Origin of the sequence: Anaerovibrio lipolyticus DSM 3074 (assembly GCF_900141865.1) — a bacterium.
Taxonomy (GTDB): domain Bacteria; phylum Bacillota; class Negativicutes; order Selenomonadales; family Selenomonadaceae; genus Anaerovibrio; species Anaerovibrio lipolyticus.
Window position 1 is genome coordinate 1 of the sequence record NZ_FQYW01000029.1, and the last position, 25,820, is coordinate 25,820.

The 25,820-nt window shown below is 43.8% G+C and carries 28 protein-coding genes and 1 other annotated feature; of the genes, 23 read left to right on the forward strand and 5 right to left on the reverse strand.

Going from position 1 to position 25,820, the window contains the following annotated elements:
- The first annotated feature begins 352 nt into the window (after positions 1–352).
- Together B6K08_RS12775 and B6K08_RS12780 are read left to right on the forward strand one after the other, a co-directional pair.
- Positions 353–1,132 (forward strand): hypothetical protein, encoded by a 780-nt coding sequence (locus B6K08_RS12775; RefSeq protein ID WP_143254932.1) that lies wholly within the window; start codon positions 353–355, stop codon positions 1,130–1,132.
- Between the two features lie 27 nt (positions 1,133–1,159).
- Complete coding sequence (locus tag B6K08_RS12780) at positions 1,160–1,564, forward strand: hypothetical protein (protein ID WP_039207294.1); 405 nt, start codon at positions 1,160–1,162, stop codon at positions 1,562–1,564.
- 194 nt (positions 1,565–1,758) lie between these two features.
- Here the strand turns inward: B6K08_RS12780 and B6K08_RS12785 are convergent, their stop codons facing one another.
- Both B6K08_RS12785 and B6K08_RS12790 read right to left on the reverse strand, forming a co-directional pair.
- On the reverse strand, positions 1,759–2,103 hold the full coding sequence (locus B6K08_RS12785) for a type II toxin-antitoxin system RelE/ParE family toxin (RefSeq protein WP_080326299.1): 345 nt from the start codon (positions 2,101–2,103) through the stop codon (positions 1,759–1,761).
- Entirely contained in the window at positions 2,096–2,410 is a 315-nt protein-coding gene (locus B6K08_RS12790) for a type II toxin-antitoxin system RelB/DinJ family antitoxin (RefSeq protein WP_080326300.1), read from the reverse strand. The genes B6K08_RS12785 and B6K08_RS12790 overlap by 8 nt, the downstream gene beginning before the upstream one ends.
- Before the next feature lie 145 nt (positions 2,411–2,555).
- Here B6K08_RS12790 and B6K08_RS12795 point away from each other — a divergent pair, with 145 nt between their 5' ends.
- Genes B6K08_RS12795 through B6K08_RS12805 form a run of 3 tightly spaced genes read left to right on the forward strand, consistent with a single transcriptional unit; the run spans position 2,556 to position 3,640 of the window.
- Positions 2,556–3,152 carry a recombinase family protein gene (locus tag B6K08_RS12795; RefSeq protein ID WP_080326301.1) on the forward strand — a complete coding sequence of 199 codons (597 nt, stop codon included), beginning with the start codon at positions 2,556–2,558 and terminating at the stop codon, positions 3,150–3,152.
- Positions 3,149–3,409: a hypothetical protein gene (locus B6K08_RS12800; protein WP_143254933.1), complete on the forward strand. Its 261-nt coding sequence runs from the start codon at positions 3,149–3,151 to the stop codon at positions 3,407–3,409. Before B6K08_RS12795 ends, B6K08_RS12800 begins: the two co-directional genes overlap by 4 nt.
- 15 nt (positions 3,410–3,424) lie before the next feature.
- Positions 3,425–3,640 (forward strand): hypothetical protein, encoded by a 216-nt coding sequence (locus tag B6K08_RS12805; RefSeq protein ID WP_080326303.1) that lies wholly within the window; start codon positions 3,425–3,427, stop codon positions 3,638–3,640.
- Positions 3,641–3,668: 28 nt separating this feature from the next.
- Here B6K08_RS12805 and B6K08_RS14355 read toward each other — a convergent pair whose 3' ends face one another.
- Positions 3,669–3,725, reverse strand: a complete 57-nt coding sequence (locus B6K08_RS14355) for a hypothetical protein (RefSeq protein ID WP_407639844.1) — start codon at positions 3,723–3,725, stop codon at positions 3,669–3,671.
- A gap of 1,316 nt (positions 3,726–5,041) precedes the next feature.
- On the opposite strand from B6K08_RS14355, the gene speD reads away from it, so the two are divergent.
- The 10 genes from speD (at position 5,042) to pheT (ending at position 17,329) form a co-directional block, all read left to right on the forward strand.
- Positions 5,042–5,842 carry an adenosylmethionine decarboxylase gene (speD, locus tag B6K08_RS12815; RefSeq protein ID WP_027396147.1) on the forward strand — a complete coding sequence of 267 codons (801 nt, stop codon included), beginning with the start codon at positions 5,042–5,044 and terminating at the stop codon, positions 5,840–5,842.
- A 15-nt stretch (positions 5,843–5,857) separates the two neighbouring features.
- Positions 5,858–7,306 (forward strand): aminotransferase class I/II-fold pyridoxal phosphate-dependent enzyme, encoded by a 1,449-nt coding sequence (locus tag B6K08_RS12820; protein ID WP_027396146.1) that lies wholly within the window; start codon positions 5,858–5,860, stop codon positions 7,304–7,306.
- A gap of 11 nt (positions 7,307–7,317) precedes the next feature.
- A complete protein-coding gene (gene speE, locus B6K08_RS12825) occupies positions 7,318–8,172 on the forward strand; it encodes a polyamine aminopropyltransferase (protein ID WP_080326305.1) in 855 nt (284 codons plus the stop codon).
- Positions 8,159–9,037 carry an agmatinase gene (gene speB / locus B6K08_RS12830; protein ID WP_080326306.1) on the forward strand — a complete coding sequence of 293 codons (879 nt, stop codon included), beginning with the start codon at positions 8,159–8,161 and terminating at the stop codon, positions 9,035–9,037. Before speE ends, speB begins: the two co-directional genes overlap by 14 nt.
- A gap of 257 nt (positions 9,038–9,294) precedes the next feature.
- Positions 9,295–10,503, forward strand: a complete 1,209-nt coding sequence (locus B6K08_RS12835; RefSeq protein ID WP_080326307.1) for a saccharopine dehydrogenase family protein — start codon at positions 9,295–9,297, stop codon at positions 10,501–10,503.
- Positions 10,503–11,693 (forward strand): carboxynorspermidine decarboxylase, encoded by a 1,191-nt coding sequence (gene nspC / locus B6K08_RS12840; RefSeq protein WP_080326308.1) that lies wholly within the window; start codon positions 10,503–10,505, stop codon positions 11,691–11,693. Before B6K08_RS12835 ends, nspC begins: the two co-directional genes overlap by 1 nt.
- Positions 11,668–13,038 carry a lipase family protein gene (locus tag B6K08_RS12845; protein ID WP_080326309.1) on the forward strand — a complete coding sequence of 457 codons (1,371 nt, stop codon included), beginning with the start codon at positions 11,668–11,670 and terminating at the stop codon, positions 13,036–13,038. Before nspC ends, B6K08_RS12845 begins: the two co-directional genes overlap by 26 nt.
- A gap of 10 nt (positions 13,039–13,048) precedes the next feature.
- The gene (locus B6K08_RS12850; RefSeq protein ID WP_052211668.1) at positions 13,049–13,507 is read left to right on the forward strand and encodes a MarR family winged helix-turn-helix transcriptional regulator; all 459 of its coding nucleotides are present in this window, start codon (positions 13,049–13,051) and stop codon (positions 13,505–13,507) included.
- A 49-nt stretch (positions 13,508–13,556) separates the two neighbouring features.
- Positions 13,557–13,756, forward strand: a binding site (T-box leader).
- A 90-nt stretch (positions 13,757–13,846) separates the two neighbouring features.
- Positions 13,847–14,875, forward strand: coding sequence for a phenylalanine--tRNA ligase subunit alpha (gene pheS, locus B6K08_RS12855; RefSeq protein WP_027396139.1), 1,029 nt, complete (start codon positions 13,847–13,849; stop codon positions 14,873–14,875).
- Positions 14,876–14,893: 18 nt separating this feature from the next.
- The gene (gene pheT, locus B6K08_RS12860; protein WP_039205646.1) at positions 14,894–17,329 is read left to right on the forward strand and encodes a phenylalanine--tRNA ligase subunit beta; all 2,436 of its coding nucleotides are present in this window, start codon (positions 14,894–14,896) and stop codon (positions 17,327–17,329) included.
- Between the two features lie 86 nt (positions 17,330–17,415).
- Here the strand turns inward: pheT and B6K08_RS12865 are convergent, their stop codons facing one another.
- Positions 17,416–17,676 carry a hypothetical protein gene (locus B6K08_RS12865; RefSeq protein WP_027396137.1) on the reverse strand — a complete coding sequence of 87 codons (261 nt, stop codon included), beginning with the start codon at positions 17,674–17,676 and terminating at the stop codon, positions 17,416–17,418.
- Between the two features lie 202 nt (positions 17,677–17,878).
- Here B6K08_RS12865 and B6K08_RS12870 point away from each other — a divergent pair, with 202 nt between their 5' ends.
- From B6K08_RS12870 to aldA, 7 genes are all read left to right on the forward strand, one after another.
- Positions 17,879–18,172, forward strand: a complete 294-nt coding sequence (locus B6K08_RS12870; protein ID WP_052211666.1) for a LysM peptidoglycan-binding domain-containing protein — start codon at positions 17,879–17,881, stop codon at positions 18,170–18,172.
- 499 nt (positions 18,173–18,671) lie between these two features.
- Positions 18,672–20,591: a threonine--tRNA ligase gene (gene thrS / locus B6K08_RS12875; RefSeq protein WP_039205644.1), complete on the forward strand. Its 1,920-nt coding sequence runs from the start codon at positions 18,672–18,674 to the stop codon at positions 20,589–20,591.
- 176 nt (positions 20,592–20,767) lie between these two features.
- Positions 20,768–21,343 carry a translation initiation factor IF-3 gene (infC, locus tag B6K08_RS12880; RefSeq protein WP_080326312.1) on the forward strand — a complete coding sequence of 192 codons (576 nt, stop codon included), beginning with the start codon at positions 20,768–20,770 and terminating at the stop codon, positions 21,341–21,343.
- Entirely contained in the window at positions 21,343–21,540 is a 198-nt protein-coding gene (rpmI, locus tag B6K08_RS12885) for a 50S ribosomal protein L35 (protein WP_027396134.1), read from the forward strand. The genes infC and rpmI overlap by 1 nt, the downstream gene beginning before the upstream one ends.
- Positions 21,541–21,577: 37 nt before the next feature.
- Positions 21,578–21,931: a 50S ribosomal protein L20 gene (gene rplT, locus B6K08_RS12890; protein WP_027396133.1), complete on the forward strand. Its 354-nt coding sequence runs from the start codon at positions 21,578–21,580 to the stop codon at positions 21,929–21,931.
- Positions 21,932–22,032: 101 nt separating this feature from the next.
- A complete protein-coding gene (locus B6K08_RS12895; RefSeq protein WP_080326311.1) occupies positions 22,033–22,863 on the forward strand; it encodes a TrmH family RNA methyltransferase in 831 nt (276 codons plus the stop codon).
- A 267-nt stretch (positions 22,864–23,130) separates the two neighbouring features.
- Positions 23,131–24,585 (forward strand): aldehyde dehydrogenase, encoded by a 1,455-nt coding sequence (gene aldA, locus B6K08_RS12900; protein WP_039205619.1) that lies wholly within the window; start codon positions 23,131–23,133, stop codon positions 24,583–24,585.
- Between the two features lie 93 nt (positions 24,586–24,678).
- On the opposite strand, the gene B6K08_RS12905 is transcribed toward aldA, so the two are convergent.
- A complete protein-coding gene (locus B6K08_RS12905; protein ID WP_039205617.1) occupies positions 24,679–25,392 on the reverse strand; it encodes a thiamine diphosphokinase in 714 nt (237 codons plus the stop codon).
- A 223-nt stretch (positions 25,393–25,615) separates the two neighbouring features.
- On the opposite strand from B6K08_RS12905, the gene tnpA reads away from it, so the two are divergent.
- Positions 25,616–25,820 (forward strand): IS66 family insertion sequence element accessory protein TnpA (gene tnpA, locus B6K08_RS12910; protein ID WP_234985373.1); only part of this gene is annotated, 205 nt, incomplete at its 3' end.

A 25,820-nucleotide genomic window follows, 5' to 3' on the forward strand; every position in this document is an offset into this window, starting at 1 on the left:
CGGCCAAGAATGGAAGATGTGTAAAGGATCATCCTGATCTTAACCGCTGACTGCACCCTCGCTAATTAGCAGTCACCTATGAGAGGTGTACTTGCTGGTAGTTCTCTCGCCTAGGGCTGCAACACCTGTGTAAGCAGATTTTGACGATTAAGGCAGGCGTCAAGCTATTTAAGCAGTCATCTGTTGATGCTGCTGGAGGGATAAGACGTAACCTTGCCACATAATCTCTGTGATTATTGTAGCATCAGGAAATCCAGTTTAGTAAATAATATTCAGTTGTAAAAGAAAAATAAGCTTTGTAGACAAGGCGGATATCTTGCTTACAAAACTTATTATACGAGGAGGGATTTGCGTGAAAGTTAGTGGATTTCTTAGGTACATGGTTGTATTGATGCTGGCCCTTTGTGTTGCATTGGTATACGGAAAAACTCCAATGGCTTCAGCAGAGGTGGATATGAGCAAGGTTGACACCAGCATTCAGGCAATCATAGGTACATGGCGGGAGGGAGATGCCCTTGATGCAAGAGTTTTGAGGGTAAATCCAGATTACACCTATGAACTGGTCTACAGGGGAGGAGGAACTTCCTGTGGTACAGTACGGGTAATTGGCGAAGAGCATCCAGATGGCACATATTCCCCATGGTACTCCTTTGACGAAGTTGATGGAAAGAACTGGGCTATGTTCCCAAAGAATGATGTGGATGGTACTCTTCAAAAGGATCTTTGGTCCGGCCAGGATGGTGCCCTGCATTTTATTCGTTTTGACAATTACGAGTATGCTGGCAAGACCGAAGGTATAACTCCAGAGAGTTATCTTGGTGTATGGGGCTGTGGCCGTTGCACTATCGTAATTAACAAGGAAGACAATAAATATACTGCAGACATCAGCTGGGCAAATAGTGCAGCTGAGCACAGGGTATGGACTTATTCTTGCCGATACGACAAGGACAGTTCTATTCTTGTGTGTCCTGGCAACGGCTTGTGCACCGATGCTATCGTATATGATAACGGCAAAGAAACAGATGTTAATGTATATGATGACGGAAGCTGCGAGCTTGTTCTTCGTGATGGCGTGCTGAAGTGGTATGACAACAAGGACAAAGCCGGTCAGGACATGGAATTTTTGAAATAATGGCTGGGATTTAAAAGGAGGGTACCAATGAAAAAACGCTTATTTGTAGGGTTGTTGGCATTTTTTGCGCTATCGTTACTATGCGTAATGAGCTTTTCTCCGTCGGCTGAGGCCAAGGCGAAGATACGCTATCATGTGGACCATGTACGGTTATATTCCCCTGGCCAGGCTACCATTGAGGGACATTTTACCAATGATGGAGATTCTACTGGTTATGTAAAGTGGGTTGATCTTGACCTTACCATTACAGCCACAAATAAACAACAGATGTGGGCGGGAGTCGGTATCCGTCACTATGTAGAGCAGAAGGTTCCAGCGTATGGAATCGTGCACTATAATTATATCTTAAAAAATGCGGGTATTCCGGAATATCATAAGAAGTATAACTGGAAAACTCATACTAATACCAAATGGTCTAACAAAGCAGGTTGATAGCACATTTCACTAAGGAGTCCAGTGTGGATGCTGGATAATTTAAGGGGGAGCCATAGACATAAGGCAGTGTAGGCTCCCCTTTTTGTTTTGCATACTATTATTCCCTCAACCAGCGGAGAGAAAGCTATAAATCATGATTAAAATCAGACATTGAAAAATAAAAGGGCAGAGCCACTGGACTCTGCTCTTTGTTATTGTTTTTGACTTTGTTGAACCCATTCTTTTAAAAATGCGGCTTGGTTTCTTTTAGCATAAGCTACAGCTAGTATGTTTACTTTTAATGTGTTGTCATCAACAACAAAATAGACTATATAATTTTTGACAATGATATAGCGAACTCCCTTGTCGTGCCCAGGATATTCATGACACAGTGGGGCTCTTTTGGGAAGGGCAGTTAATGATTCTATTTTTGTTTCAAATTCGCCCAGTAAATCAAGTGCCGCCTGGGGAGCAGCTAATTCGGTAGCAATATAGTCCGATATTTGCTTTAAATGTTTCTTTGCTTCCTGAGATACATTTATATTGTATTCAGCCATTATTGATACCTTTCCTTAAGTCTTCAAAGGTTTCATGAAGAGTTGAGGTTTTTCCTTGTTCAATATCATAAAACCCTCGTTCCATCATGGCATTGAATTCCTTATCACTCATATCATCTCGTGTCGGTGGCAAGGTAATAGTAGGCTGTGCATCGGTTATACGAAAAGGGATGGCTTGTTCGCGAATGGCTTGACGCAGAAAAATATTAATTGCGGTACTGAGGTTCATTCCCAGGCGTTCAAATAAGTTTTGTGCCTGTTCTTTAACATCAGGGTCAATTTTTATATTTGTACTAACAGCTGGCATAATAATCATCCCCTTTTTTATAATGATTATATGCCTATTATAAATATAATGTCAACATAATATATACCTATTGGGCGATAACCATTTTGTTTTATCAGTCTGCAGAATTTTCCTTTGCTATCATAGTAAAAAGGGGGCGAGGAAAATGGCTGGTAATGTTTATGGTTATGTAAGAGTATCCACGGCAAGTCAGCATGATGATCGGCAAAGATTGGCTATGACAGAATTTGGTATACCGGAAGAAAACATCTATGCTGATAAGCAAAGTGGTAAGGATTTTTTCCGGCCTGCTTATAAGATTCTAATGACAAAATTGCTGGCGGGAGATGTGCTGGTAATTCAAAACATTGACAGATTAGGAAGAAATTATAGTGAAATTTTAAAAGAATGGCGAATAATAACGGAGGAAAAGGAGGTGGCAATAGTTGTTTTGGAGATGCCTTTACTTGATACCAGAAATAAATATAAAAATGATATAACAGGAAAACTGATTTCAAATATAGTGTTACAGCTTTTTTCTTATGTTGCTCAAAGAGAAAGGGAAATGAATATTGAACGAACTAAGCAGGGAATAGAAGCCGCTAGGGCCAGAGGTGTGCAATTTGGTAGAAAAAGGATTGAAAAGCCGGCAATGTTTGAACAAATATTATTAAAATGGCAACAAGGCGAATTTTCAGAAAGAATGGCAGCTAAAATGTTGGGAGTATCAAGACCAACATTTCATAAATGGGTACATGAGTGAAAAAAGTATTTTATTCTTATGTAAAAAGAGGTGGCAGTAAAACCATGGTTTTTCAGTCACCAGGAAGGAATTTATATTTAACATCGTTTTTACATAAAAAGAAAGGTTGTGATGGTATGGCAAATACAGCAGAAAAAGGAATTGAACAATTGTGCATAACAAATATTATAAGGATTGCTGTTTTAGTGATAGCAATAATCCCTGACTCATTTCCCAAAGCTGTAAAAGAGATGATTCTCATGGTTATACTGTATTAGGGAAATGGTACGATAGTGGCTGTAGTTAAATCTATGTGGGCAAAAAATAGATATGGGCATACTGCAATTATAAGTTCAATTTTGCTTGGGATTGCTATAGTGGTAGGTGGCGTGTATTTTTTTCAGCCAGATATCCTGTGTCAGTTTGTGCGTGATTTTGTGGTAGCACTATTTTTGGCGTTGTCTGAAGTACTGGCTCCTGATATTTTAAGTAAATTTAAATCAAAATAGGCAGAATAATAGCAGAACAATACTGCTGTTAAACAAATATGAAGAAAAATGCAAAGGAGAAAAATATGGTTAAAAAAGTATGGATGCTATGTTGGGGGCTAGTAATTTTGGTGGCGATGGCATTTGTGAATGTATCTGCTGTCGAAGCCTATGCCTATACTATTGATGATTTGGCTAGGGCTGTGATAGAACAACCACGCCAAGAATGTGAAATACCTCGGGACGAGTTTTATGATATGTATCTAAAGGTAGAACATTTGCGAGGTACATATCGGATCGCAGAAGTATATTCGACAGGTTATCATAATTATAATGATGGCACTTTTGAATTTAAGCCTGAGGATATAGGGACTGTGATAAAAATATATTATGATGGTGATTTGAAGGGGAAAATTATATCGGCGCCGGCCAATTCACGATTTACTAGGGTAATGGAGGAGTTAAACCGTCAAAAAGAAGAAAGAAATGACCCATCTTTGATAGCCACTTTAATTTGGGATATTCATTATCAAGAGGGGGATTATAGTGCTTATGTTGGTTTTAATTTCTCTGGTGGCTTAGGAATGTTTGCTGATAGAGCATATGCCGATAAATCATATTTCGACAAAGTAGGAAATGTTATAGTGTTATACGAAGATGATGTTTGGAAAGGACCTAGGAAGAGTATAGTATTGGAAAAAATAGATACCACTTCAGGGTTAAATGCTCAGGGCTATTTGACAAAGCCTGTAGAGCAGCCAATAACTCCGTCATCGCAGCATATTCGCTACAGTGTAGACCATGTATATCTGAACACTCCGGGGGAGGCTACCATTGAGGGTCATTTCACCAATGACGGTGACATGACTGGGTATGTAAAGTGGGTTGATCTTGACCTTACCCTTACAGCCGACAATGGCCAGCAAATGTGGGCATACAGTGGTATTCGCCATGATGTGAATATTGAGGTTCCAGCCAATAAATATGTAAATTACACCATCTATGTCCAGCACAAGAACATTCCGGAATATCATAAGAGATTCAAATGGAAAGCCAACACCAATACCCATTGGTCTACCAGTGCTGGCTGATAGCAAATTTATAACTAAGAAGTCCAGTGTGGATGCTGGATAATTTAAGGGGGAGCCATGGACACAAGTCTGTGTCGGCTCCCTCTTTTTTATAGTTAATGGAGTAGGGAGAATGCTTGCTTTTATGAACCATTTAATATACAATAATATATGCTTAAGAGGGAGAAATACCCAAATCAGCAATAACTGTAGAAGCAGCATTTTCGACTGTTCCGCAGCACAATGGCTCATTTGTGGTTAATTGCTGTTTTTTCTCAGGGTGAACAGGGCACAGGCTGCTGTACCTGAGTTTTTTTATGTAAAAAATTATTATTAGGGGCGTGAGATCAGATTGGAAGATAAGCTGAAAATTTACGGGTTTAACAACCTGACCAAATCCCTTAGCTTTAATATCTATGATATTTGTTATGCTAAGACACCTAGGGAACAAAAGGATTATATAAAATATATTGATTCCCAGTACAACTCGGAGCGTTTGACCAAGATTATGTTTAAGGTAACGGAAATGATAGGCGCTCAGGTTCTTAGTGTATCCAAACAGGATTATGATCCCCAGGGTGCCAGTGTAACTCTGCTGATTGCAGAGGAGGCGGCGGTTTCCTCCGGACAAAAGAAACCATTGGGAGATACGGTAGTTAAGCCTGTTAATGAAACTATTCTGGCTCATCTGGACAAGAGCCATGTTACGGTTCATACTTATCCGGAATATCATCCAGAGACTAGTATAGCTACCTTCCGCGTTGATATTGATGTGGCCACCTGTGGTGAGATTACACCATTGAAAACATTGGATTATCTTATCGGAATGTTTGATTCGGATATAATTACTATGGATTATCGCGTACGAGGCTTCACCCGTGACCTTTCCGGTAAAAAATTATTCATGGACCACAATATCACCTCCATTCAGAATTTTATCGATAAGAAAACTATAGATAAATATGATACGGTGGATGTAAATGTATATCAGGCCAATTTGTTCCATACTAAGATGCTTATCAAGGAGCTGGACCTGAAAAATTATCTGTTCAATACGGATATTTATGAAATACCGCCAAAAACCCGCCTGGAAATACATGATAACCTGCGTAAGGAAATGATTGAAATCTTTAGCGGGATAAATGTTTTCTAAGGAGAGAAGGAACTAATGGAATACTATTCTCAGGATAGAGCCCCTATATTGGAGGCTTTGGAGAAGATGAAACGGGCCCGTCTGGTTCCCTTTGATGTGCCCGGACATAAGCGAGGCCGAGGCAATCCGGAGCTGACGGAATTCTTGGGAGAGCAGTGTCTTTCCGTGGATGTAAATTCCATGAAGATGCTGGATAATCTCTGTCATCCTGTTTCCGTTATTAAGGACGCTGAACGGTTGGCTGCAGACGCCTTTGGTGCTGCCCATGCCTTTTTTATGGTAGGTGGTACCACCTCCGCTGTTCAGGCCATGGTCATGACTGCCTGCAAGAGGGGGGATAAGATTATTATTCCCCGTAATGTACATAGAAGTGCTATCAACGCCATGATTCTTTGTGGGGCAGTGCCGGTGTATGTAAATCCCCAGATGGATTCCATGCTGGGAATTTCTCTGGGGATGAGTGTGGCTGATGTGGAGCAGGCCATTAGAGAAAATCCTGATGCCAAGGCGGTTTTTGTAAACAATCCGACTTATTACGGTATATGCTCAGATATAAAATCCATTGCAAAGCTGGCCCATGATAACGGTATGCTGCTGTTGGCAGATGAAGCCCATGGGTCTCATTTGTATTTCAGTGATAAGCTGCCTGTTGCCGCTATGCATGCCGATGCGGATATGGCGGCTCTTTCCATGCACAAATCAGGCGGTTCCCTTACTCAGAGCTCTATGCTGCTGATTGGAAATCGGGTGCCGGAGGGTTATGTACATCAGATTATTAATTTGACCCAGACCACCTCTGCTTCTTATCTTTTGCTGGCCAGTCTGGATGTTTCCCGTAGAAATATGGCTCTTCGTGGCACGGAAATGATAGATAAGATCATTGACCAGGTGGAATATGCCAGGGATGAGATTAATACCATTGGTGATTATTATGCTTATTCCAAGGAGCTTATTAATGGTGATTCCATCTTTGATTTTGATATCACCAAGCTGTCGGTATATACCCGTTCCATTGGTCTGGCCGGTATAGAGGTTTATGATATCCTTCGTGATGAGTACGATATACAGACTGAGTTTGGTGATATTGCCAATTTGTTGGCCTATGTGTCTGTGGGAGACCGTCTGAAGGATATTGAACGTCTGGTATCCGCTTTGGCGGAGATTCGGAGAAATTACCGTCAGACAGGACGTAAAATGCTGAAGGCGGAATACATTAATCCACAGGTGATTTGCGGACCTCAGGAGGCTTTTTATAGCGAAAAAGAATCCCTGCCTATAGACCAGACTGTAGGACGGGTTTGTAGCGAGTTTGTAATGTGTTATCCTCCTGGAATTCCTATTTTGGCTCCAGGGGAAAAAATTACCGAGGAAATCCTCCAGTATATTCGTTATGCCAAGAAAAAGGGCTGTTCCATGACCGGCCCGGAGGATATGAATATTAGATTCTTAAATGTTATGAAATAAAGGTGATACAGATGGAGTTATGGTATACAGAAAAACATACTGATAATGTTAGCCTTTCAATAAAAGTTGACAAGCAGATATACAGTGGCAAAAGTGAGTTCCAACGCATCGATATTTTTGATTCCAAGGAATTTGGCCGTATTATGGTTTTGGACGGCTATTTGATGCTGACAGAGAAGGATGAATTCATTTATCATGAGATGATAACCCATGTAGCTATGTGTGTTCATCCAAATCCAAAGAGGGTACTGGTTATTGGTGGCGGTGACGGTGGTACGGTCCGTGAGCTTACCAAGTACGATTTTATCGAAAAGATTGATTTGGTGGAAATCGATGAGGAAGTGGTGGATGTAAGTAAAAAATATCTGCACACCACAGCTTTGAAGCTGGATGACCCAAGGGTTACCTGCTATTTTGAGGATGGTTTGAAATTTATTCGTCGTGTTACTGACGAATACGATATTATTATTGTGGATTCCACGGATCCCTTTGGTCCTGGGGAGGGCCTTTTTACCAGAGAATTCTATGGCAACTGCTACAAGGCTCTTCATGATGATGGTATAATGGTAAATCAGCATGAAAGCCCATTTTATGAGGGTGACGCTGAGGCTATGCAACGGGCTCACAAGCGAATCTGTATGTCCTTTCCTATTTCCAAGGTGTATCAGGTTCATATTCCAACATATCCGTCGGGGCATTGGCTCTTTGGCTTTGCCTCCAAGAAGTATCATCCTGTGAAAGGGGTAAATTGGGACAGGTGGAAAAAGCTGGGCTTAAAGCTGAAATATTATAATACAGCTTTGCATGCCGGTGCTTTTGCTTTGCCAAATTATGTAGAGGAGTTGCTGAGAGATGTTGAGTCCTAATATAGAGACATTTTTGGGCTGCGAGGCCCCTTTTAATGAGGCACGTATTGTGCTTTACGGTGCTCCTTTTGACAGTACCACATCCTTCAGACCTGGTACCCGCTTTGCATCCAAGATAATGCGTGGTGAGTCATACGGGCTGGAGACCTACAGCCCGTATCAGGATCTGGACATGGAGGATGCCAAGGTCTTTGACAGTGGAGATCTTGAGCTGTGCTTTGGCGATGCTGAAAAGGCCCTTAAGGATATTGAAATGCGGGCGGAGGAGATTTTGGAGGCCAACAAGCTGCCCTTTATGATTGGCGGTGAGCATTTAGTATCTTTGGGCGCTATCAGAGCTGTGGCCAGAAGATATCCAGATCTTCATATTCTGCATTTTGATGCCCATACTGATCTTAGGGATGAGTATCTTGGTACCCATTTGACCCATGCAGGGGTTATTAGGCGGGCCTGGGATATTGTGGGGGATGGTCGTATCTGGCAGCTGGGAATTCGCAGCGGTTTGCGTGAGGAATTCCAGTGGGCAAGGGAGCACACCCATCTTCATAAATTTGATTTGACGGCCATGCCACAAGCACTGGCAGCCTTGAAGGGCAAGCCAGTATATTTTACGATTGATTTGGATGTAATGGATCCATCAGTTTTCCCTGGCACTGGGACCCCGGAATATGGCGGTGTTTCCTTTAAAGAGCTGATGGAGGCGGCTATAGCAGGCTGTGGCCTGAATGTGGTGGGCTGTGATATTGTGGAGCTGTCCCCTGGCTTGGATCAGAGTGGTGCATCCACAGCTGCCGCATTAAAAATTCTGCGGGAAATGCTGTTAAAGCTGGAGGAGCCTTTTATCAAGGGACCGGAGCAAGTCTAGTTTCTGATTTAGAATTGTTAAGTTGCAGGGACAGTTTACTGTAGCGTTGGGCGAAGGACGTTAATAAACTATTTTTTACATTCTTTCCCATCGAGAAAATATCCATTGTTTGAGCGAAGCGAGTTTGGATTTTTCTTGATGTTTAACTGAAAGTAAAAAAGAGTTTTAGTCCTGAGTCCCTGGCTACGGGAAACTGCTCATGCAAATATTATGATAATATTAAGAAATATGTACATATATAGGAGGAACAAATAACAATGGGTAAGGTTTTAGTTATTGGCTGCGGCGGTGTAGCCAGCGTAGCAATTCATAAATGTGTTCAGAATCACGAGGTATTCAATGAAATCTGCATTGCCAGCCGAACCAAGAGCAAGTGTGACAAGCTGAAGGATGTACTGGAAAAGCAGTATGGCAATGTATGCAAGATTACCACCGCCCAGGTGGATGCCAATAGCGTTGAGCAGCTTGTGGCCCTTATGAAAGAGGTTAAGCCTGATGTGGTACTGAATTTGGCATTGCCTTATCAGGATCTTACTATTATGGATGCTTGTCTGGAATGCAAGGTAAGCTATGTGGATACTGCCAACTACGAGCCAGAGGATACTGCCAAGTTTGAGTACAAGTGGCAGTGGGAGTATCGGGAGCGCTTTGAGAAGGCTGGTATTACTGCACTTTTGGGCTCCGGCTTTGACCCTGGTGTAACTGGTGTATTCAGTGCATACGCTTTAAAGCATGAATTTGATGAAATTAACTATATTGATATTCTGGACTGTAATGCTGGTGACCACGGTTATCCATTTGCCACCAATTTCAATCCAGAAATCAACATCCGCGAGGTTTCTGCCAAGGGCAGCTACTGGGAGGATGGCAAGTGGGTTGAAACTGAGCCTATGGAAATCAAGCGGGTTTATGATTTCCCAGAGGTGGGACCGAAGGATATGTATCTTTTGCACCATGAAGAGCTGGAGTCCCTTGGTATCAATATTCCTGGCATTAAGCGCATCCGCTTCTTTATGACCTTTGGTGAGAGCTATCTCCGTCATTTGAAGTGCCTTGAAAATGTTGGTATGACCTCCATTGAGCCAATTGAATTTGAGGGCAAACAGATTGTTCCGTTGCAGTTCCTGAAGGCTGTTCTGCCAGACCCGGCCAGTCTCGGTCCCCGTACTGTGGGCAAGACCAATATCGGTTGTATTTTCCAGGGGAAGAAGGACGGAAAGGATAAGACCTATTATCTTTATAATGTATGCGACCATCAGGAGTGCTACAAGGAGGTTGGCTCCCAGGCCATTTCCTACACCACTGGCGTACCAGCCATGATTGGTGCCATGCTGGTAATGAACGGCACTTGGAATAAGCCTGGCGTATATAACATTGAGGAATTTGATCCAGATCCATTTATGGAGGCTCTTAACAAGTGGGGGCTTCCTTGGCAGGAAAGCCATAACCCTGCATTGGTGGACTGATGAGCTTTGTCTATCAGCCTAAATGGCTGCAGGAGGTTCCTTCACCCAGCTATGTGGTGGAGGAATCACGGCTAAGGCATAATCTGGAAATTCTTAAGGGGGTTCAGGATAGAACTGGCTGCAGTATTTTGTTGGCTCAGAAGGCCTTTTCCATGTTTCATTTCTATCCCCTTATCAGCAAGTACCTAAAGGGAACTACAGCCAGTGGCATATATGAGGCCAAGCTGGCCCATGAGGAATTCCCCGGGGAAAACCACGTTTTTTCTCCTGCCTATAAGGAGAAGGACTTTTCAGAGATTCTGGAAATATGTGATCACATAGTGTTTAATTCCATCGGCCAGCTGAAGAAATTTGCTTCAATGGCAAAAAAAGCCGGCCGTTCCTATGGCCTAAGGATTAATCCGGAGCATTCCACCCAGCCGGAGGAGCATGCCATTTACGATCCATGCTCCGGTGATAGCCGCCTGGGCACCAAGCTCAGTGAATTGGAGCAGGCTCTGAAGGAAGCCCCGGAGGAGGATTTCCTTTATGGGATCAGTGGCTTTCATTTTCACACCCTGTGTGAGCAGGGGGCGGAGCCTTTGGCAGAAACCCTTGAGGCTGTGGAAAAAAAGTTTGGCAAATATTTTAAGCATCTTAAATGGCTGAACTTTGGTGGCGGTCATCACATTACCAGAGAAGAGTATAATATTCCTCTTTTGGAGGAATGTATAAACAGAATACAGAAAAAATACAGCTTAAAGGTGTATATTGAGCCTGGAGAGGCTGTGGCCCTTGATGCAGGCTTTTTGGTGGCAACAGTATTGGAGATTATTGAGGCCACACCAGACAACGGAAGAAAGGCAAATATTGCCATTCTTGATACTTCCGCTGCCTGCCATATGCCGGATGTTTTGGAAATGCCATACAGACCGCCCCTTATGGGAAGTGGAGAGGCTAATGAGAAGCCACATACATATACCTTGGCAGGGCCTACTTGCCTTGCAGGAGATACGATTGGGACCTATTCCTTTGACAATGCCTTAAAGTCTGGGGACAGACTTCTCTTTGGTGATATGGCAATTTACAGCATGGTAAAGAACAATACCTTCAACGGAATGCCACTGCCTCACATTTGTGCAGTAAATAACCGTGATGAGGTGGAGATTGTAAGGGGATTTGGCTATGGAGATTTCAAAATGCGTATCTAAAGTGATGTCCTTTGGCAGTAAAATCATAATAGCAGTTTCTTTGGTTCTCTTTGTAGCTGTTGGGCAGGCCAATGCTGCGTCAGAGGCTGTTCAAAAAGCCGGGGTTCAGTATGCCTGTGCTTTGCTGGATATGATGGCCTATAAGAGTCAGCTGAACGAGGTTATCAGAGATGTGATTTCTGATTTTGGCTATGAAATTGTCAATTACAAGCATGAGGATGAGAAGGCTGCTACCAACTTCATTTTGCTTAGGTCAAAGGAACCGGGAGAGCTTACGGGAAAATTCCTTAATATCGTTGCTGTTCCGGGGACTGAAAAAATGAAGGATGTGGAGGTGGACCTTAGATTTCAGAAGGTCCTGTTTGGGGGCTCTGTTCCTTCGGAATTTGAGCAATATGCCAAAACTGAGAAGACCACGTCAGCTCAGCCGTTGGTTCATAAAGGCTTTAATGACTATACCCAGACCGCATTTTTTACTCCTAAGGAGGATGGTTCTTTGGGGGTGGATCCTTTGATGGATATTATCTACAAGGATAATGAGGAACTGATTCTTACTGGTCATAGTTTAGGTGGAGCCGTGGCGGTATTGCTGGGTACCCGCATGGAATGTATGGGTATTCCGCCGGAGAGTATTCAAGTGGTGACATTTGGGGCTCCGGCAGTGGGGAATAAAACCTTTGCCAATGAATATGGTAACGTAGTAAAGCATACCAGATATACCATGAGTGGAGATCCTGTCCATGGACTGTTGCAGTTTATTAAGGCAGGCTATGAACAGACAGGTGAGGAGATTAAATGCAAGCGCAATCCAAATTCTCTGAAATTTAGCCATAATATGTCCGAGTATCTGGATTCTTCCATTCGTAATTTACTGGATACTTTAGAGGCGGAAAATGAAGATTTACACAACCATGTCGTTGTAGATGAAACGGCCAAGATATTTTCATTACCCGGTAAGCCAGTAAAAGGAAGAGCTTATTTGGCGCCTGCTGTAGTTAATCTCCCTGATGATATTGATAATGATACAGAATATGTGAAAAAGCTTGCTGAGCTGATAGAGGGGTATGAGTTTGATGAGTCGGTAGAGGGCGATGAGACAGATGAGAAAGCTCAGAATGCCGCTGCTATCAGGACATCATGTGACCGTATATGTCGGGTGAATGTTGGGGCAAAGCTGCTGACTCGAAAGGTATACCAGATAACAGTTCAGGAGGACATATCTGATCCTTATGGTAATATTATCAGCACCCAGACCTGTGGCACCACCACGGATAATTTATCGCCTATGGAGGCTGTTTTATACAGCTTAGGCCGGTGTACCATGAATAGAGAAAATTTTGAGTGAGAGGATTATAATGGAGACTAAAATATCAGTAACCCAATCAATTGAGATGACAATGTCTGCTCTTGTTATGTATTGGAAGAGATATTTTGAGCAGAGCATGAAGGAATATTCCATCAGAACAGTTACTATGGGGGCGGTGTTGTATTCATCATTTCTCCATGAGGGACTTGTACAGGATGATATTGGCAAACGGCTGAATATGGATAAGGCTTATGTTACCAGAGAGCTGAATTCATTGGCACGGCTGGGGTATATTGTCCGGGAAAAGGATGTAGTGGATCATCGCAAGAACCATATTATGGTTACCCCAGCGGGAAAAAAGGCAGCTATGGCTATTGATAAATGCCGTAAAAACTGGATTGAAGCTGAATTTACGGGGATTGACGAAAAGGAAAGGGAAGTTTTTTTGGGGATTCTCAGTAAAATGGTGGGCAATTTAAAGGAGCATCTGTTCCCGGATGCTGAATAGCCCTAAATATTAATTTGCAATATTTATCTGTTAGTGATAGAATGTTCTACATTAGGCAAGGAAAGAGAGAGTAGCCGGGAGATATGCTTACAGGAAGTCCTGATAACTGAGAACAGGGCAGCTAAGGCCGGGTGAAGTTCACTCTGGAGTCTCCCCGGTGAAGAGATGTAGTCGGGGCGCACAGCAGCGTTATGGCGTAAATGAGTTATAAATTAGGGTGGTACCGCGAATTAGACCTTCGCCCCTTTTTGGGTGAGGGTCTTTTATTATGTTTTTTGCCTTCCCCCTCCGGGGAAGGTGTCAACGAAGTTGACGGATGAGGTATTTTAGGAGGCAATTATGGAAAGCAAGATTGAACAGCTGCGCCAGGAAGCAGCCAAGGCTATCAAAGATGTAGCTGGTACTCTTAATGACTTAAATGATATTCGTGTAAAGTATCTTGGTAAAAAGGGCGAGCTTACCTCTATTCTCAGAGGTATGGGACAGCTCAGTGCTGAGGATCGTCCTCGCATCGGTCAGATTGTAAATGAGGCACGTCAGCAGCTGGAGCAGCTTATTGCTGAGAAGAATCAGGAGCTTAAGGCCAAGGAAATGGCAAAGCGTCTGGCCAGCGAGAAGATTGATGTAACACTGCCAGGCCGTCCAACCAACCATGGTCATATTCATCCTCTTACTGTAACCCTTATGCAGATCAAGAATATTTTCATGCGTATGGGCTTCAGTGTGGAGGAGGGTCCTGAAATCGAGAAGGACTATTATAACTTTGAGGCACTGAATCTGCCAAAGGATCATCCGGCCCGTGATATGCAGGATTCCTTCTATATCACAGAGGATATTCTTATGCGTTCCCAGACATCTCCGGTACAGGCTCGTACCATGGAGGCCCATGAGCCAAACAGTCCTATCCGCATGATTGCACCAGGCCGCGTATATCGTCGCGATGATTATGATGCTACCCATTCCCCAATGTTTACTCAGATTGAGGGTATGGTTATTGACAAGAATATTAGCTTTTCTGACTTGAAGGGCACCCTTGAGGACTTCCTCCGTCAGATTTTCAACAAGGATGTTAAGGTTCGTCTTCGTCCTAGCTTCTTCCCATTCACTGAGCCAAGCACCGAGGTGGATATTTCCTGCGTAATGTGTAAGGGGCAGGGCTGCCGTGTGTGCAAGGGAACCGGCTGGCTGGAAATCCTTGGTGCTGGTATGATTCATCCTAATGTATTAAAAATGAGTGGCTATGACCCTTCCAAGGTAAGTGGCTTTGCTTTCGGTATGGGTGTTGAGCGTATCACCATGCTGAAATATGGTATCGATGATTTACGTCTGTTCTATGACAACGATATTCGTCTGCTGGAGCAGTTTTAATTAGGGAGGGGATAGAAAATGCAGGTATCGATTAAATGGCTTCACGATTATATAGATTTCAACGAAACTTCCGATGAGCTGGCTGACAAGCTGACTATGGCGGGTATTCCCGTGGAAAATGTGGTTCATGCCGGTGAGGGCCTGGAGAAGGTGGTAACTGGCAAGGTTGAGTCCATTGAGCGTCATCCGGATTCTGACCACATGTTTATCACTCAGATGAATGTGGGCCAGCCAGAGCTGGTTCAGGTTGTAACGGGTGCCCAGAATGTAAAGCAGGGTGATATTGTTCCTGTTGCCATGATTGGGGCCAAGCTGCCAAATGGCCTAAAGATTTCCAAGGGCAAGCTTCGTGGTGTCCCTTCCAATGGTATGCTTTGCTCCGCGGATGAGCTTAAAATGGACCTTACTACTTTGACTGATGAGCAGAAGGATGGTATTTACATTTTGCCTGCTGATACTGAGATCGGTATTCCGGCCAAGGATGCTCTGGGCCTTGATGATGATATCCTTGAATTTGAGCTTACTGCCAATCGTGGTGACTGCTTCAGTGTTTTTGGCCTGGTACGTGAGATTGCGGTACTTACCGGCAACACTCCAAAGTGGCCTGAAATTAAGGCTAATGAGGATGATGAGGCATCTACAGCTGATATGATTAAGATTGGTATTGAGGCAAATGACCTTTGTTCCCGTTTTTCCGCCAGAGTGTTAAAAAATGTAAAGATTATGGAATCTCCTGAGTGGATGCAGGTTCGTCTGGAAAATGCAGGAATCCGTGCCATCAATAATATTGTAGATGTAACTAATTTCGTAATGGTAGAGCTGGGTCAGCCTATGCATGCCTACGATTATGATCAGATAGCTGGTAAAAGTCTTACTGCCCGTCGGGCTGTAGCTGGGGAAAACCTTCATACCCTGGATGATTCTTCTCGTATTGCCAAGGGGGAGGAGCTGGTTATTGCCGACAGCGAAAAGCCAGCTGGCTTGGCTGGTATAATGGGTGGCTTGGAGTCTGAGGTTACAGAGAATACTACTACTGTTGTATTGGAAGCTGCTGCCTTTAATGGTGCCAGCATCCGTCGTACTGCTCGTTCTTGTGGCCTTCGTTCTGAGGCTTCCGGGCGATTTGAGCGTGGTGTGGATGAAACACAGACCATGCGAGCTCTTGATAGAGCAGCCCAGCTACTGCAGGACATGGGTGCCTGCACTGTTACCAAGGGCATCGTTGATGTATATCCAGTAGAAAAGGAGCCTGTTTCTGTAGACTTTACTCCAGAGCAGATTAACAAGCGCTTGGGTACTGATATTCCGGCAGAAATGATGGTGAAAATTCTGGAAAGCCTTGATTTCAAGTGTGAGGCTGACGGAAAGGGTGGTTACCATGTGTCTGTACCTTCCTGGAGAAATGATGTAACCTTTATGGAGGATCTTTCTGAGGAAGTTGCCCGCATTTACGGCTTTGACAATATTCAATCAACTACCCCTGAGGGTACCATGGTTCAGGGCGTTCAGAGTCCATTGCAGGACTTTATCGACCACATTAAGATTACCTTGACCCACATTGGCCTGAGCGAGGAGCTGTCCTTCAGCTTCAGCAATTTTGATGTATTGGATAAGATGCTGATTCCGGCTGACAGTCCGCTGCGTAATGCTATTCCACTTATGAATCCTTTTGTTGAGGAGGCTCAGCTGGTTCGTACCAGCCTCTTGGCCAGCGTTATTGAAAATGCTGTCCGCAATCTTTCCCGTAAAAATGAGGATATTCGCCTCTACGATGTGGCACCTGTATTTTATCCAAAGTCACTGCCTCTTACTGAGCTTCCTGATGAGGTGGTTAAGGTAGCAGGCTTTATGTGCGGACGCCGCAACCCAGTGGGCTGGAATACCGGCGACGATATGATTGACTTCTACGATGCCAAGGGTGTTGTGGAGGAGCTGCTGGCCAGACGAAACATCACCAGATATACGGTGGAAGCAGGGGAGTATACCGCAATGCACCCTGGCAAGACTGCTCTCTTCAAGAAGGGCAAGGATATTATTGCTGCTGTGGGCGAGCTTCATCCACAGGTGGCCGAAAACTTTGGTATTACCAAGAAAGCATACATTTTTGAAATGGATGTGGCTACACTTATGAAGTACAGCTCCGCAAAGTTCAACTTTGATGTGCTGCCTAAGTATCCGGCTGTTTTCCGTGATTTGGCAATTTTGGTGGACAAGGACGTAAATGCCTCTGACATCGAGAAGACCATTATTGGAAATGGCGGCAAGTACTTCAAGAGAGCTGTCCTCTTTGACCTCTATACCGGCAAGCAGATTGATGCCGGCAAGAAAAGTGTGGCCTTTACCATGCTGTTCCAGTCCAACGACAAGACCCTCACCGATGAAGAGGTGGATGAGTCCTTCAATAAGATTGTTGCTGCAGTGGAGAAGAAGTTTGACGCAGAGCTCCGCAAGTAATAATCTGTTAATAAAATAGAACGAAAAAATAACCATCCCGTTTAAGTGGGATGGTTATTTTTTTTGCCATTATTTCATGTACTTTGTTAATAGATGTGATACACTTTCCACGGAATCCGATCCAGAGGTACGGTTTTCAAAAATTCCACAATGTCCTTGCGTCCATAGTAGTGGGGGACACCATCTTTGTCCTGGGACATGAGAATAATAGGCATGTTAGGGAAAAATGGTCTAACGGCCTGGCGGAATCTGGTGGAACGGACAGTGTATTGGGTAACGGACTGCTTTACAGATAGAAGAGCAAATTTTACTCCCTGTTCAATAATAACGGCTCCGTGTAAAACCATGGGAACCTCCTTTGTAAACTGAAAATTAATAAGGATACTGTATCAAAAAGGAATAATAAAATCAACGAAAATTTGTTTGGTATCTTGTTGACAGAACATGGATTCTGTGTTAACATATCACCAAACAAAAGTTTTAAGAACTTATTTTCTTGGAACTAATTTTCCAAGAACTGATTTTCTTAAGAGTAAAGGAGCAGATATTATGAAAAATATTATTATTACCATAGTTATTGGACTAGCTGTTCTCTCTCCCTTTAATTTGACTAATTCCTATCTCAGAACCTCTGAATTCGATACTGTAATCCTACAGCATGGAGAAAGTATTGAAACTATTGCCAGCCGTTATACCTCTGATAACGAACAGCTTCAGGAGCTTACTGTTGCCATTAAGGAAATCAATGATATAAAGAATGATCGTGATCTTAGAGCCGGCCGCAAGCTGCAAATACCAGTCATAGCCGACGATAATCAGAAGGTTCAGGTAGCCAGCCGTTAAGCAACATGCTAATGAAACGACGAGTGACAAAGATAGTGGCGAAAAGGACGAGTTATGCTTGACAGTAATCTCAACGAATACTATAATTAGACAGTAATTTGAGATATCATAAAGGTTATGAAGAAGATATGGCCTGGAAGTTCGTTATTCAGAGAGGGACAGTTGCTGTGAAGTCCTATAATTGAGTCCTTGGTTACCACTTCGGAGCTGTGGTATGAAACATGGTTTTTGGATTAAATACCGCCGGACTGATTCCGTTAAAATCACAAAAGTTGGTCACATCGTGTTTCATATGGTGTGGCAAGCAGGGTGGAACCGCGAAGTATATACCTCGTCCCTATTGGGGATAGAGGTATTTTTTATTACAAAATCTTAGAGAATCAAGTCTGAAGGACGAAGATGAGCTTTAGATTTTGTATAAGGGCTGATGAAAACCTGTATGTTTTCATCTTGCTTTATTTCCCTGTGAGTATTTTATATTATTTGGGAGGAATAAATCATGATTAAATTGACTATGCCAGATGGCGCAGTTCGTGAAGCTGAGGCTGGTATCAGCGGTCTGGAGCTGGTAAAGTCCATCAGCAACAGCTTGGCAAAGAAGGTATTGGCTATCAGCATTGATGGAGAGACCAAGGATATTACCACTGTTCTTGACAAGGATGCCAGCATCAAGTTCCTGACCTTTGAGGATGAGGAAGGTCGCTGGGCATTGCGCCATACCGGTTCCCATATTTTGGCCCAGGCTATTAAGAGACTTTATAAGTCCGAGAATGTTCAGCTGGCTATCGGTCCTGCTATTGATAACGGCTTCTACTATGATATTGATATGGAAAAGCGCCTCACCGAGGAAGACCTTAAGGACATCGAAAAAGAGATGAACAAAATCGTTAAGGAGAACCTTAAGCTGGAGCGCAAGGAAGTAAGCCGTCAGGAGGCTCTTGATATGTTCAAGGCTGCTGGTGAGGGCTACAAGGTGGAGCTTATTAACGATCTTCCAGAGGATGCTACTATTTCCCTTTACACTCAGGGTGAGTTCACTGATCTCTGTGCCGGCCCTCATGTTATTTCCACTGGCAAGGTAAAGGCTATTAAGCTCCAGAGCGTGGCTGGTGCATACTGGCGCGGTGATGTTAAGAACAAGATGCTTCAGCGTGTATATGGTACTGCCTTTGAAAAGAAGGATGAGCTGGATGCGTATCTCCATATGCTGGAAGAGGCTGCCAAGCGTGACCATCGTAAGCTGGGTAAGGAACTGGATCTTTTCAGCATTCATGAGGAGGGGCCTGGCTTCCCATTCTTCCATCCAAACGGCATGGTTATTCGCAACGAGCTGATTAACTACTGGCGCGAGGTTCATCGTCGCTATGGCTATCAGGAGATTAAGACTCCAATGATTTTGAACCGGCAGCTTTGGGAGCGTTCCGGACACTGGGCTCATTACAAGGAAAATATGTACTTCACTGAAATTGATGGTGAAGATTATGCAGTAAAACCAATGAACTGCCCAGGTGGTATGATTGTATATAAGACTCAGCAGCACAGCTATCGTGATCTCCCACTTCGTGCCGGTGAGCTTGGCCTTGTTCATCGCCATGAGCTTTCTGGTGCTCTTCACGGACTTTTCCGTGTTCGTAACTTCACTCAGGATGATGCCCATATTTTCATGACGCCTGAGCAGATTGAAGGGGAAATCCAGAAGGTTATTGACCTTTTTGATGAGGTGTACAGCACCTTCGGCTTGGAGTATCATGCTGAGCTTTCTACCCGTCCGGAGGATTCCATGGGCTCTGATGAGATGTGGGAGCTGGCTACCAACGGCTTGAGAAATGCCCTTGAACATCGTGGACTGGAATATATTGTCAACGAGGGTGATGGTGCATTCTATGGTCCTAAGATTGACTTCCATCTGAAGGATTCCATTGGTCGTACTTGGCAGTGCGGTACTATTCAGCTTGATATGCAGCTGCCAGAGAAGTTTGATCTGACTTATGTCGGTGAGGATGGCCAGAAGCATCGTCCTGTTATGATTCACCGTGTAGTATATGGTTCTATTGAGCGCTTTATCGGTATTCTCATCGAGAACTATGCCGGTGCTTTCCCAACCTGGTTGGCTCCTGTACAGGCCAAGATTCTCCCTATTACTGACAAGCACATGGATTATGCCTTCGAGCTGAAAAAGAAAATGTTTGACATGGGCTATCGTGTAGAGGTGGACGACCGCAACGAGAAGGTTGGCTACAAGATGCGTGAGGGTCAGGTTAAGAAGATTCCTTATCTCTTGGTTGTAGGTGACCAGGAGGTGGCTGACGGCACTGTAAATGTACGCTGTCATGGTCAGAAGGAAACCAGAACTATGAAGGTGGACGAGTTCATTGCACTGCTTCAGGAGAAGATTGCAACCAAGTCTGCTGAGTATTAATATAAGTTTTACAAAAAATATAAAATATCTGTTGACAGGGTGGCTTCCCGGTGGTAATATATTCAAGGCAAACAAAGCAGAGGCCACCGCTTCTCACCTTGCTGATTAGGTCAGCGGGTCTGATACAGATTGTATTTGTTGAGGGTGGTGTATGCCGCCCTCATTTTGTTTTGTATATGAAAGTTAATAATATGAAGCAGGAGGTGTTTTTTATTAGTAAGGAAACTGAGAGAATCAACGAAGAAATCCGAGTTCGTGGCGGTGAGATCCGCGTGACTGACGCAGAAGGCCAGTCATTGGGTGTAATGCAGGTAAAGGATGCATTAAACATGGCTATGGAGCAGCACCTTGATTTGGTGGAGATCGCTCCTAAGGCGAAGCCACCTGTATGCCGTATCATGGATTACGGTAAATATAGATATGAAAAGCAGAAGCGTGAGAAAGAAGCACGCAAGAAGCAGAAGGTTATTTCCATCAAGGAAGTTAAGCTTCGTCCAAACATTGAACAGCATGATTTTGACGTCAAGTTGAAGAATGCTACGCGTTTCCTGGCAGATGGCGACAAGGTTAAGGTAACTATTATGTTCCGTGGCCGTGAAATGTCCCACCCAGAGCTTGGTAAGGATATCCTTAGCAAGTTTGCAGATGCGCTGAAGGATTCAGTAACCGTAGAACGGGATGCTAAGCTTGAAGGTAGAAATATGATTATGATTTTAGCCCCTAAGGCTCAAACTAAAGGAGGAAAACAGTAATGCAGAAGATGAAAACTCGTAGAGCAGCTGCAAAGCGCTTTACTGTAACTGGTACTGGCGAAATTAGAAGAAACAAGGCTTATAAGAGACATATCCTGGAGAAGAAGTCTCCAAAGCGTAAGCGTAACATGCGTAAGGCGGCTCTGCTGGTTGCAGGTGACTACAAGCGCGAGATTAAGTGTCTCCCATACGCTTAATTCATTAAATAATAGATACATTTAGGAGGAAAAGAACATGCCAAGAGTTAAAAGCGGCGTGACTGCACATAGACGTCATAATAAGATTTTAAAGTTAGCAAAGGGCTACAAGGGCTCCAAGAGCAAGCAGTTTAAGAAGGCAAATGAGACCGTTATGAAGGCTCTCTACTACGCTCGTCGTGACCGTCGTGCGAAGAAGGGCGTTTTCCGTCGTCTCTGGATTGCACGTATCAATGCTGCAGCACGTGCTAATGGGATTTCCTACAGCCGTCTTATCGCTGGTCTTACCAAGGCTGGTGTAGAGGTTAACCGCAAGATGCTGGCTGACCTTGCTATCAGCGATGCTAACGCATTTGCTCAGATGGTTGCAGTTGCTAAGGAAAACCTGTAATATTGAATATTAAGAGTTGTCTTTATTGACAGCTCTTTTTATTTTGGTGCAAAAAAGCCCCTTGTGATATAATATAGAGATGAGGGAAAGGAGCTGATCTGATGATTGAGCTTGAACGTATCGAAAGTCTCACCAATTCAAAGATAAAATTGGCAGCCAAGCTGCATACAAATAAATACCGTAAAGCAGAAAATCTTTTTGTAGCCGAGGGCGTTCGTCTGGTGGAAATGGCTGCACAGTCTGACTGGCCTATGGAATTTGCTCTTATATCTGATTCTGCCATGGAAAACCCACGGGCTGTGGCAGTGGTGGAGCAGCTCCAGGAAAAGGGATGTCCCGTATATCAGGTGAGTGACCAGCTTTACGACAAGGCGGCTGATACGGTGACCCCTCAGGGCCTGCTTTTGGTAATGGGCTTCCGTATTTTTACTTGGCAGGAAATTCTTAAGTCCAATAATGATGATGCCTCAGCACCACTTATTGCTGTTCTTGATGGCGTCCAGGATCCGGGGAATGCGGGCAATATTATCCGTACCGCTGATGCCCTTGGATGTTCTGGCGTGGTGTGTTTGGAAGGTACTGCTGATATTTTCGCCGACAAGGTGGTACGGGCCTCCATGGGCTCTTTATTCAATATTCCTGTAATGACCGGAATTAACCCTGAAGAATTACGGGATGTGTGTCAGGATAACGAGGTGGCCCTCATTGCCACAGCTGTGGATGATGCTGCTGTTCGCCATTATTTGGCCGATTATGTAAGCCCATGTGCCATCGTTTTTGGTAACGAAGGCAACGGTGTATCACAAAAAATGCTGGAGGAAGCTGACCAAAAAGTGTATATCCCAATGACTGGCAAGGCTGAATCCTTAAATGTTTCGGCGGCAGCGGCGATTCTTTTGTATGAAGCCTTCCGCAAACGCTCTATTTTGTGATATAATGTAAAAGTTAAATAATTAAATCAGTTTAAATTCCCCATACATAGGCTGTTCCCGTTTCGTATCCAATGCCTATATATGGGGATTTTTTATTCAATATGCACATTGCAAACCTAAAAGGGTGAATGTGGTGGAGTCAAATTTTGATTTTTTAGCATAAAAACTCATATTGTTTCATACTTATTAATATTATTTGCTATTGATTTAGACAATTCAGAATGTTAAAATAATTATAGTTGATATTTAACGAGGGAGGTAAAAAACATGAAACAGTATGAGCTCTTTATTAATGGTGAATTTGTTCCAAATGGGGATCGGGAGATGTTGGATGTTATTAACCCGGCAACGGAAGAAGTCATCTCTCAGGTGCCTAAAGCCACCAAGGCTGATGTGGACGCGGCTGTGGATGCGGCATTTGAGGCGCAAAAATCATGGGGTAAGCTTCCGGCAATCCAGAGGGCAAATTATCTTATGGAGCTGGCAGGGCTGGTACGTGAAAATCGGGAGCTGTTTGCCCGGACAAATACTGAGGAAATGGGCAAGCCATTGGCCCAGTCCATGGACGAAGCCGGCTGGCTGGGGGATTATATTCAGTATTTTGCTGCTATGGCCCGCCATATCAAAGGGGAAATTATTCCATCTGACAGACCAAACGAAAATATATTCCTGTACAAGATGCCTATAGGCGTTGTTGCTGGTATAATGCCATGGAACTTCCCGCTTTTCCTGATTGGCCGCAAGGTAGCTCCTGCATTGATTGCCGGAGATACAGTAGTGCTCAAGCCATCCAGTGATTCTCCTAATGGGTGCTACGAATTTGCAAAGCTTGTTGCAAAAAGCTCCCTGCCAAAAGGGGTAATAAATGTTGTTAGTGGTTCCGGCAGCGTCGTTGGCGATGCCCTTTCCGGTAATCCAAAGGTTTCACTGATATCCATGACTGGCAGCACGGGCGCTGGCAAAAAGATTATGAAAAAGGCCGCCGACAACGTTACAAAGGTTTCCTTGGAGCTTGGTGGCAAGGCTCCGGTTATTGTCATGAACGACTGCAAGCTGGATGAGACCGTTGAGCATGTATATAATTCACGAATCATCAATTCAGGACAGGTCTGCAATGCTGCTGAGCGCATTTATGTACAGGAGGGCATAGCCGATAAGTTCATCGAAAAGATAATTGCCCGTTTCCAGAAGGCTACCTATGGACCTGGGTTGGGTGGTGACTTTGACCTTGGACCAATGGTCAATAAGGCTCAGCAGGAGCATGTGGACGAGCTGGTACAGAGTGCCATCAAGGAAGGCGCAAAGGTTCGTTGTGGTGGTAAAAAGGCTACTGTTGATGGCAAGGGCTTCTATTATGAGCCGACCGTTGTCACCGATTGCACCCATGATATGACCATTATGAAGGAGGAAATCTTTGGTCCGGTATTGCCGATTTCTACCTTCAAGACATTGGATGAAGCCATTGAAAAGGCCAATGACTGCGTATTTGGCTTGACATCCTCTATTTATACCCAGGATTTCGATGTCGTAATGCGTGCCCTGAATGAGATTAAGTTTGGTGAAACCTATGTCAACAGAGAACACTTTGAGGCATTCCAGGGCTTCCATCAGGGTGTACGCCAGTCCGGTCTTGGCGGCGACGATGGTGAGCATGGTCTCGATGAATTTATGGAAACCCATATCTGTTATGTGGACTATGATTTGAAGGCACCTGGGAAATAATTATGCTGACAGTCATGGCAATAAACTGTATATGACATAAAAAATGAGACTTGTTCAGTAGAAGGTTGAAGCTCTAACTGAATAAGTCTCATTTTACATTTGATTTTCCTGCCGGCAGATATAGACTGCCAGTGTACCTTCGGCAATGCCTATGGTGAAGCTGTTGGTTCCATGTTTTTCAGCCAACACATTGCTGACGGCATAGGGCTTTATTTGGGAAAGCTCTTCCTCGTTAAGCTCCCAATAAAGGCCCTTTGTGGTTACTCCGGTGACCTTTTCACTGATGGGCAATAAGGATATGGCCTTTGGGAAAGTATCAGCGGAAATTGTAATGGTTTCATTGTCATGAAGAAAGCATATAGCTTCCTGCTCATCAGCTATACATCCCCTTATGGCTGAGTTGCCAAAGGAAAATATAGTGCTGTAGGTATGGTCAAAACGCTTCCCAAGAGCCCCCGTGAGAATACAGAAAGCATCCTTTTCCCGAGCCAGCTTTAGTGCGGCCTGGGTATCTGTGAAATCCTTGTGGACATCAAATGTTTCGATGATGGTGCCATGGTCTTTGGCCCATTGGAGGCTGGTATTATTACAGCTGTCAAAGTCTCCAAGTAACATCTCCGGCACGATGCCCAGCTCGTGGCATATATCAACCCCGTGGTCTATACACCAAAGGGTTCTGCCCTTGACCGCCTTTTGCAGCCAATCCTTTGAAGGCTGTCTGCCACCGCCCACCAGCACTAGCTGTTTATTAGGAAGCTCACAGTCATATTTTATATTTAGTTTTGGAATTTTTATCTCTGACACCATAATACTCCTCAAATTATTAAAGTGTAATGCTTTACGCTAATACCATCCTACTACAGCAAAAAAAATATGGCAATAAAAGAAAGTTTTTGAGGTTGCGAAGTAAGCGTCAAAGTTTAAGTCGTCTTCCCGCCAGCCCATTCTCGTGGGATAATAACACTAACAAATTAAAGTTTTGCCGAATGTCTTCGTGTTTCGGGAAAACTTCAAATTGGAGGTGTTTTCTTTGGCGGATAATTCGTTAGAAATACGAACCAGGGTCCGCATGGCTCAATGGCAGTCAATAATTAAAGAGTGCAAGGAATCCGGCATGACGGTAGCTGAATTCTGTGAAGACAGAAATATCAGTTGGCACGCCTATTACTATTGGCTGCGAAAAATCAGGGAATACATTACTCAGCCCCAAACTACAGAAACCGAGTTTGTACAAT